This is a genomic window from Streptomyces sp. AF1A, from assembly GCF_047340315.1.
In the GTDB taxonomy this organism is placed as follows: domain Bacteria; phylum Actinomycetota; class Actinomycetes; order Streptomycetales; family Streptomycetaceae; genus Streptomyces.
Genome location: NZ_JBLEBI010000232.1, coordinates 1 through 8,876, shown reverse-complemented (window position 1 = coordinate 8,876; position 8,876 = coordinate 1). Strand labels below are relative to the sequence as shown.

Annotated in this window: 8 protein-coding genes, 1 pseudogene and 1 riboswitch; of the genes and pseudogenes, 4 read left to right on the top strand and 5 right to left on the bottom strand. The window is 74.6% G+C overall.

The annotated features are described in order from the left end of the window. On the top strand, positions 1-1,026 hold a 1,026-nt coding region (locus ACLU3S_RS33815), incomplete at its 5' end, for a PLP-dependent aminotransferase family protein (RefSeq protein ID WP_413955804.1). An 84-nt stretch (positions 1,027-1,110) separates the two neighbouring features. On the opposite strand, the gene ACLU3S_RS33810 is transcribed toward ACLU3S_RS33815, so the two are convergent. After that, on the bottom strand, positions 1,111-1,956 hold the full coding sequence (locus ACLU3S_RS33810; protein ID WP_413955805.1) for a DMT family transporter: 846 nt from the start codon (positions 1,954-1,956) through the stop codon (positions 1,111-1,113). Between the two features lie 165 nt (positions 1,957-2,121). Between ACLU3S_RS33810 and ACLU3S_RS33805 the strand changes: the two genes are divergently transcribed. Then, positions 2,122-2,460 (top strand): hypothetical protein, encoded by a 339-nt coding sequence (locus ACLU3S_RS33805; RefSeq protein ID WP_413955803.1) that lies wholly within the window; start codon positions 2,122-2,124, stop codon positions 2,458-2,460. A 7-nt stretch (positions 2,461-2,467) separates the two neighbouring features. Beyond that, positions 2,468-3,652 carry a glutathionylspermidine synthase family protein gene (locus tag ACLU3S_RS33800; RefSeq protein ID WP_413955802.1) on the top strand — a complete coding sequence of 395 codons (1,185 nt, stop codon included), beginning with the start codon at positions 2,468-2,470 and terminating at the stop codon, positions 3,650-3,652. Here the strand turns inward: ACLU3S_RS33800 and rocD are convergent. Further along, complete coding sequence (gene rocD, locus ACLU3S_RS33795) at positions 3,649-4,854, bottom strand: ornithine--oxo-acid transaminase (RefSeq protein WP_413955801.1); 1,206 nt, start codon at positions 4,852-4,854, stop codon at positions 3,649-3,651. The genes ACLU3S_RS33800 and rocD overlap by 4 nt on opposite strands. A gap of 102 nt (positions 4,855-4,956) precedes the next feature. After that, a riboswitch (ZMP/ZTP riboswitch) is annotated at positions 4,957-5,044 on the top strand. A gap of 32 nt (positions 5,045-5,076) precedes the next feature. Between rocD and ACLU3S_RS33790 the strand changes: the two genes are divergently transcribed. After that, positions 5,077-6,528 carry a glycine hydroxymethyltransferase gene (locus ACLU3S_RS33790; RefSeq protein ID WP_413955800.1) on the top strand — a complete coding sequence of 484 codons (1,452 nt, stop codon included), beginning with the start codon at positions 5,077-5,079 and terminating at the stop codon, positions 6,526-6,528. A 24-nt stretch (positions 6,529-6,552) separates the two neighbouring features. Here ACLU3S_RS33790 and ACLU3S_RS33785 read toward each other — a convergent pair whose 3' ends face one another. From ACLU3S_RS33785 to ACLU3S_RS33775, 3 genes and pseudogenes are all read right to left on the bottom strand, one after another. Beyond that, positions 6,553-7,317 (bottom strand): hypothetical protein, encoded by a 765-nt coding sequence (locus ACLU3S_RS33785; RefSeq protein WP_413955799.1) that lies wholly within the window; start codon positions 7,315-7,317, stop codon positions 6,553-6,555. Positions 7,318-7,352: 35 nt separating this feature from the next. Further along, a complete protein-coding gene (locus ACLU3S_RS33780) occupies positions 7,353-8,030 on the bottom strand; it encodes a hypothetical protein (protein ID WP_413955798.1) in 678 nt (225 codons plus the stop codon). Positions 8,031-8,194: 164 nt separating this feature from the next. Then, a pseudogene (locus ACLU3S_RS33775) lies at positions 8,195-8,876 on the bottom strand (hypothetical protein); the annotation flags it as partial.

The following is an 8,876-nucleotide window of genomic DNA, read 5'->3' as shown; positions in this document are numbered from 1 at the left end:
CGCACCGAATGGCTCAAGGCCGCCCGCCGCGCCCTGGCCGCCGCCCCCTTCCACGCCCTCGGCTACGGCGACCCGCGCGGCCGGCCCGAACTGCGCACCGCCCTCGCCGGGTACCTGGCCCGCGCGCGAGGCGTCCACGCCACCCCGGAGACCGTCGTGATCACCGCGGGCTTCTCGCACGCCCTGGGCATCCTTGGCAGGGTGCTCCGCAGGCGCGGGGCGCCGGTGGTCGCGGTGGAGTCGTACGGGCTGCCACCCGCCTGGGAGCAGCTGCGGGACGCGGGACTGGCCGTCCCCGCGCTGCCCTACGACGCGCGGGGCACGGACCCGGGCCCGCTGACCGGTGAAGGGGCCGTCCTGCTGACCCCCGCCCACCAGTTCCCCATGGGCACGCCCCTGCACCCCGACCGGCGGGCGGCCGTCGTGGACTGGGCCCGGCGGACCGGCGGACTGATCCTGGAGGACGACTACGACGGCGAGTTCCGCTACGACCGCCAGCCCGTCGGCGCGCTCCAGGGGCTCGACCCCGAGCGGGTCGTGTACCTCGGCACCGCCAGCAAGTCCCTCGCGCCCGGACTGCGGCTGGGCTGGATGGTGCTGCCGCCCTCCCTGGTGGAGGAGGTGGTCCGCACCAAGGGCGGCATCGACACCGTGGGCGTGCTGGAGCAGCTGACCCTCGCCGAGTTCCTCGCCTCGGGCGCGTACGACCGGCACGTCCGGTCCTGCCGACTGCGCTACCGGCGCCGCCGTGACGCCCTCGCCGCGGCCGTGGCCGGCGAGGCGCCCGACGTGCGGGTCACCGGGGTGGCCGCCGGTCTGCACGCGGTGCTGCGCCTGCCGCCCGGCACCGAGCAGACCGTGATCCAGGCCGCCGCCTGGCAGGGGCTGGCGCTGCACGGCCTCTCGTACCACCGGCATCCACAGGCCGTCACGGAGCCGCTGGACGCGCTGGTCGTGGGCTACGGCACACCGTCGGACAGCGCCTGGACGGGTGCACTGCGGGCGCTGTGCAGGGTGCTGCCGTGAGGGCGGGGTCTCGGGTGTGCCCGGGCGCCGGGCGTCCCCGCGCCCGGGGTCGCGTGACGCGGCCGCTCGCCGTGGCCGCGGACGTCAGGTGACCGGCGTCGCCGTGCGCTCCGGTTCCGCTGCCGGTGCCTCCCCGAAGCGGGCCAGCGCCAGGGCGCCCGCCACCGCCACCACGAAGCCGAGCACCGCCAGCCAGGCCAGGCCCTCGCGGGTGCGGTCACCCAGCCAGATCACGCCCACCGCGGCGGGGCCGATGGTCTCTCCGATCACCAGTCCGGCCGTCGCGGTCGTCACCGAACCGCGCCGCAGGGCCGAGGTCAGCAGCATGAAGGCGGCGCCGCCGCCGATCAGCAGCGCGTAGACCGCCGGGTCGGCGAGCAGGGCGGCCGGCGCGAGGCGGTCGATCAGGCGGACCGACACCTCCACCACCCCGAAGCCGAAACCGGCCCCCAGCCCCAGCGCGAGCGCCCGGCCGCGCCCGGACAGCCGGCCGCCCGCGAGCGCGAGCAGCAGCATCCCGACGGCCACCGCGAGCATCACGTACCGCAACGCGTCCGACCCGCCCTCGTGCCCCTCCGGCCCGGACGCGAGTCCCAGCATCGCGAGCCCGGCGCACACCACGGCCACCGCACCCCACTCCGTACCGCTCAGCCGCACCCGCAGCAGACGCGCCGCGACCACCGCGGTCACCGCCAGACTCGACGCCAGGGCGGCGCCGACCGCGTAGATGGGGATCGACCGCAGCGCGGCGATCTGGAACACGAAGCCCAGCCCGTCCAGCGCCAGCCCGGCGAGGTAGCGCCACTGCCGCAGGGCGCGCAGCAGCAGCGCCGCCTCACCGCCCCCGCCGGCGCCGGCCTCCCGGGCGGCGACCGCCTGCAACACCGTCGCGGTGCCGAAGCAGACCGCCGCGCCGAGGGCGCACACCATTCCGAAGAGCACAAAGGGACTCTAGGCCAGGGCCGGCCCCGCCCACCCGCCGTGGCCTGCGCTCTCACCCTTCTCTAGGCTGGCCGCGCATCGCACACTCCGACGCACGCGCCGACGCACACTGCGACGCGGACAGCACGACACTCGGACACGGGGGACACGAACATGGCCGAAACCCAACGGCGGCTGCGCTCCGGCACGGTGGTCCTCGGCGGCATGGGCCTGCTGGCCGCCGCGCTCACCGCCTGTTCCTCGGAGCCCGACAAGCGCTGCGTCGACCGTGACAGTTATGAGCTCGGCAAGGGCTACCGGGTCGTGTCCGACAAGAACTGCACGTCCTCCGGGACGACGGTGCACGGCGCCTGGTACTACGGCGGCAAGAAGAAGGGCTCCTGGGCGGGGGGCGGCTCCTTCACCAAGCCCCGCACGAGCTCCCACGGCTCCGGGGGCGGCGGCGTCCACCGGGGCGGCTTCGGCGGCGGCCACAAGAGCTCCGGCGGCTGACGCGCCCGTGGAACGCCGCACGATCACACCGCGCCCCGGCTGGCAGCAGACCGTCGAGGAGCAGGGGCTGATCTATCCCCTCACCCGCCGCCCCGACGGCTCGCTGCACCCGTACTGGGACGAGAGCGCCTACTACGTCTTCTCCCTGGAGGAGGTCGAGGCGCTGGAGGAGACCGTCGCGGAACTGCACCGGATGTGCCTCGAGGCCGCCGAGCACATCGTGGCGAAGGACCGCCTCGCCGACCTCGGCATCACCGACCCGCGCGTGGCGGCCGCGGTCACCGAGTCCTGGCACCGCCGCGCCGAACTCCCGTCCGTCTACGGCCGGTTCGACCTCCGCTACGACGGCACCGGACCGGCGAAACTCCTCGAGTACAACGCCGACACCCCGACCTCCCTGGTCGAGGCGGCCTCACCCCAGTGGTTCTGGATGGAGGACCGCTTCCCCGGCGCGGACCAGTGGAACTCCCTGCACGAGCGCCTGGTCGAGGCATGGCGCGCACAGGCCGCGCTCCTGCCGCCCGGCAGCCCCCTGCACTTCGCGCACTCCTCGGCCGACGAACTCGGCGAGGACCTGATGACCGTCGCCTATCTGAAGGAGACCGCCGAACAGGCCGGCCTCGACACCGACTGGCTCGCCATGGAGGAGATCGGCTGGGACACCCTCTCCGGCCGCTTCGTCGACAACCGGCTCCGCTTCATCCGCGGCATCTTCAAGCTCTACCCCTGGGAGTGGCTCACCACCGACGCCTTCGGCGGGCACGTCCTGGACACGCTCGACAACGGCGGCGGCACCGGCACCACCCTGTGGATCGAACCCGCCTGGAAGATGCTGCTCAGCAACAAGGCCCTGCTGGCCCTCCTCTGGGAGCTCCACCCCGGCCACCCGAACCTCCTGCCCGCCTACCTGGACGGCCCCCGCGAGCTGGCCGCCACCCACGGCTACGTCGCCAAACCCCTGCTCGGCCGCGAGGGCGAGGGCGTCACCGTCCACCGGCCGGGGACCGAGGCCGTCCTGCGCGACGAGCCCTGCTGCTACCAGCAGTTGGCGCCCCTGCCGGCCTTCGACACCCACCACGCCGTTCTCGGCGCCTGGGTCGTCCACGGCGAACCGGCCGGACTGGGCATCCGCGAGTCCTCGGGCCTGATCACCGACGAGTACGCACGCTTCGTGCCGCACGTGATCCTCTAGGCACCGAGCACCGCCCGCAGTTGGGCGAGCCCCCAGTCCAGGTCCTCCTCGGAGACGACCAGCGGGGGCGCGATCCGGAGGGTGATGCCGTGGGTGTCCTTGACCAGGACGCCCCGGTCCATCAGCCGCTCCGACACCTCCCGCGCGGTGCCCACCGTGCGGGCGATGTCCACCCCGGCCCACAGGCCGCGCCCGCGCACCGCCGTCACCGTGCCGGTGCCGAGCAGCGCTCCCAACTCCGCGTGCAGACGGGCGCCGAGCTCGCGGGCCCGCGCCTGGAACTCGCCCGTCCGCAGCAGCGCGATCACCTCCAGCGCGACCGCGCACGCGAGGGGGTTGCCGCCGAACGTCGAGCCGTGCTCGCCCGGCCGGAACACCCCGAGCACCTCGGCGCTCGACACCACCGCCGACACCGGCACGATGCCGCCGCCCAGGGCCTTGCCCAGCACATACACGTCCGGCACCACCCCCTCGTGCTCGCACGCGAAGGTCCGCCCGGTCCGGCCGAGGCCCGACTGGATCTCGTCGGCGACGAAGAGCACGTTGCGCTCGCGGGTCAGCTGCCGCACCCCCGCGAGATAGCCGGCCGGCGGCACGATCACGCCCGACTCGCCCTGGATCGGCTCCAGCAGCACCGCCACGGTGTTCTCCGTCAGCGCCGACCGCATCGCGGTCAGGTCCCCGTACGGCACGATCTCGAAGCCGGGCGTGTACGGCCCGAAGTCGGCCCGGACCTCGGGGTCGGTGGAGAAGCTGACGATCGTCGTCGTACGCCCGTGGAAGTTGCCGCCCGCGACGACGATCTTCGCCATCTCCACGGGCACCCCCTTCACCCGGTACCCCCACTTCCGGGCGGTCTTCACCGCGCTCTCCACCGCCTCCGCGCCGGTGTTCACCGGCAGCACCATCTCCATCCCGCACAGCTCCGCCAGCTGGGTGCAGAACGCCGCGAACCGGTCGTGACGGAAGGCGCGCGACGTCAGCGTCACCCGCTCCAGCTGGGCCTTGGCCGCCTCGATCAGCCGCCGGTTGCCGTGCCCGAAGTTCAGCGCCGAATAGCCGGCCAGCAGGTCCAGATAGCGGCGCCCCGCCACGTCCGTCAGCCACGCCCCCTCGGCCGTGGCAACGACGACCGGCAGCGGGCGGTAGGTGGGCGCGCAGTGCGCGTCTTCCTCGGCGATGAGCTTCTCGGCGGCGGTCACGGGCTCTCCCGGATGCGACGGGGACACGACGGTGACCCCTTCCTATCGCCGCTCGCATGGTGGACGCGGGATCTCCCGCATCCGGCGTGGCCGGTAGGCTGATCAGCGGGCCGTGACTGGCGCGCTGGGATGGGACGGACCATCGGGAAGCGGCCCGGCGGAAACAGTGCCGTGCGCCTGGGCCGAACGTGAACGCTGAACGCACGCCGTCCGGAGGTCCCCATGCCAGAGCAGCAGCCCCTCTCCACCGAGTCCACCGCGTTCCGCGCCGCACTCGACGTCATCCGCGCCGTCGAGCCGCGCGTCGCCGACGCCATCGGCCAGGAGGTCGCCGACCAGCGCGAGATGCTCAAGCTGATCGCCTCCGAGAACTACGCCTCCCCGGCCACCCTGCTGGCCATGGGCAACTGGTTCAGCGACAAGTACGCCGAGGGCACCGTCGGCCGCCGCTTCTACGCCGGCTGCCGCAACGTCGACACCGTGGAGGCCCTCGCCGCCGAGCACGCCCGCGAACTCTTCGGCGCCCGGCACGCCTACGTCCAGCCGCACTCCGGCATCGACGCCAACCTGGTCGCCTTCTGGGCCGTCCTCGCCGACCGTGTCGAGGCCCCCTTCCTGGAGAAGGCCGGCGCCCGCCAGGTCAACGACCTCAGCGAGGCCGACTGGGCCGAGCTGCGCCAGGCCTTCGGCAACCAGCGCATGCTCGGCATGTCCCTGGACGCCGGCGGCCACCTCACGCACGGCTTCCGCCCGAACATCTCGGGCAAGATGTTCGACCAGCGCTCCTACGGCACCGACCCGGCCACCGGCCTCATCGACTACGAGGCGCTGCGCGCCCAGGCCCGCGCGTTCAAGCCGCTGATCATCGTCGCGGGCTACTCCGCCTACCCCCGTCTGGTGAACTTCCGGATCATGCGCGAGATCGCCGACGAGGTCGGCGCCACGCTCATGGTCGACATGGCCCACTTCGCCGGCCTCGTCGCCGGCAAGGTCCTCACCGGCGACTTCGACCCGGTCCCGCACGCCCAGATCGTCACCACCACGACCCACAAGTCGCTGCGCGGCCCGCGCGGCGGCATGGTCCTGTGCGACGACTCCCTCAAGGACCAGGTCGACCGCGGCTGCCCGATGGTCCTCGGCGGCCCGCTCCCGCACGTCATGGCCGCCAAGGCCGTCGCCCTCGCCGAGGCCCGCCGGCCCTCCTTCCAGGACTACGCCCAGCGCATCGTCGACAACTCCCGCGCGCTCGCCGAGGGCCTGATGCGCCGTGGCGCCACCCTGGTGACCGGGGGCACCGACAACCACCTGAACCTGATCGACGTCGCCACCTCCTACGGGCTCACCGGCCGCCAGGCCGAGGCCGCCCTGCTCGACTCGGGCATCGTCACCAACCGCAACGCCATTCCGGCCGACCCCAACGGAGCCTGGTACACCTCCGGCATCCGCGTCGGCACCCCCGCGCTGACCACCCGGGGCCTGGGCACCGCCGAGATGGACGAGGTCGCCGGTCTCATCGACCGCGTCCTCACCACCACCGAGCCGGGCACCACCAAGTCGGGCGCCCCCTCCAAGGCCGCCCACATCCTCGATGCGAAGGTTTCGGACGAGATCTCCCGCCGGGCGACCGACCTCGTGGCCGGCTTCCCGCTCTACCCGGAGATCGACCTGGGCTGACGCCCTGGCGACCCGCCCGGTGCCTCACCGGTCCAGGTCGATCAGCTCCTGGCGTGGCTCCTCCCGCGGCGGTCCGGCTCTCCGTCGGGCCGCCGCGCGGCATATCAGCGCGGCCCCGCCTGCGCCGGCCGCGAGACCGACGGCGAGCCCCGCCACCGCCCACCGGACCTCATCCGGACCCGGCCCGGACCGCTCCCCGGCGACCGCCTCCGCGGGGTCTCCCGTGGCCGGGGCGCCCTGAGCCCCGTCGAGCAGCCGTCCCCGCTCCAGCCGTTCGAAGACGGACCGCGGCGCGCGATGCCAGCGGATGTCGTCGTCCTGGACGTCCGGCGCCGGGTCCGAGCGCACCCAGGGGGTGCCGTCGCCGGCCACGATCAGCTGGTCCTGCCGCCGCAGGGCGACATCCCCGCCGGGCGCCCGGTCCGTCTGCGGCCAGCCGCCGACGCCCGTCAGCCCCCAGATCACGGTGAGCCGGACCGGCGGGTGGTGCCCCTCGACCCACTCCTGGGGCACCCGCTCCGTCCCCACAGAGGCGGGCTGGAACAGCTGCCACAGCCGGGCGAAGTCCCGGTCGCCGGAGTGCAGCGCCGTCGTCCGCCCGCCGGTGCCCTCGATGACCACCGCCACATCGGGATCGCCCTTCTCCCGCACCGGTGTCTCCGAGGCCGCCGCGGCGGGCCCGCTGAGCAGTGCGCCCGACGCCAGGACGAGGGCCACGCCCACGATTCGCCCCGCGCCGCTCGCACCCCACCGGCGCCGCCCTTTGCGGCCCGCCTTCGTCGCCCCCATCACTCGCCTCCCTGTCCGATGGCCCGCCTCGGCGGTCATACGTCCCGCAGCTCCTGGCGCGGCCCCGGCTCACCGCGCAGACGGTCCCAGGGCCGCCTGCCGACGACCGGGCGCAGGCCCAGCGCCAGCACCGCGCCGGCCACCGCGCCCGGCACGGCCCACCACCACCCCGTACCGGCACCCGGTCCGGACGACGCCCGGGCGGGCGGTGCCGAGGCCGCCGCCTCAGGTCCGGCGGCAGGATCCTGGGGGGCGGCCTGCATGCCGCCGTCCGCTCCCGGTGTCGCCGTCGGCCCGCCCGACAGGCCCAGGTGGTCGAAGAGGGCACGCAGCTCGGCCGGACGGGCGACCCGGTACCAGGTGCCGTTCGTCTGCTGCTCGACGTCCTGGGTCCTGCGGACCCACACGTCCTTTCCGCGGGCCATCCGATGGACCCGGTCCAGGCGCCACGGCATCACGTCATGGACCATCCAGGTGACGTTGATCTGATCGGCCGCCATGAGGTCCGCCTCCGGCGGCTGCTCCCGTGAGCCGCCGGCCGGGGTGCCGAGCAGCCTCTCCAACGCCGCGTACTCCCGGTCGGAGTTGTACAGCGCCGCCGTCCGCCGGCTCCCCGGTGCCACCAGGAGCACGCTCGTCGGCCCACCGGCGGACGCCATGGGCGCCGCTCCCCACAGCAGCAGGGCACAGGCCGCGAGCAACGCCCCAGCCACGCCCGCGAGTCGACGCCACGTGCCCCGCAGCCTGCCGCATTTGACTCCCCGCATCCGAACCCCCAACCCGAGCGCCACCCGTGCGGCCCGTCTCCGAGCCGCGTGTCACTTCTGGTACACCGCCCGGGCCGCCGAGGTTCCCGTCTCACGGGCGTCGGTTCCTCTCACGGTCCCGGTCGCGGCGAGGCCGCGCCCGGCCCCGTGAGCGACCGGGCGATCCGTACCGCCTCCGCCCGCGACGCCACACCCTCCAGCCGCAGCGTCACCCGGCCCGCTCCCGCGGTGAGGCGGGTCCACAGCAGCGTCGGTCCCGCCGTCCTGCCCTGCGCCGTGAAGGTGTGCCCGGCCTCGCCCACCAGCCGCACGCTCAGCCGGTGGGGCCGCGCGAACCACAGGGCGTACTCGACCTCGCCGCCCGCCGACGGGGGCCCGCCCAGCGGCACCCACAGCGGCTGCTCGCGCACCGTCTTCACGAACGTGGGGTCCAGCTCCGCCCGGAACTCGTCGAGCCGGACCGTCCGCCCGTGCTCCCGCCAGCACAGTCCGAGCACCGACCGCTCCCGAGCCTCCCCGGCCACCGTCACCGCGTCCGGCGTCCCCAACGCGCCCGGCACCAGCGGCTCGAACCCGGCCCGGTCCGCCGCCTGCCCGAGCGACAGCGAACGCCCGCAGCCCGGCACCCGGGCACCCGGCGACGGCACCGCCGAGGGGTCGTAGCGCACCTCGACCCCGCCGAAGTCGAACCAGTCGACGACCGCCGCCCGCACCGGCGGCGTGAGCGCGAGCACCGCCAGCAGGCCGCACAGGGCCGCCGTCAGGGACCGCCGGCGCAGCCGCGCCCAGCGG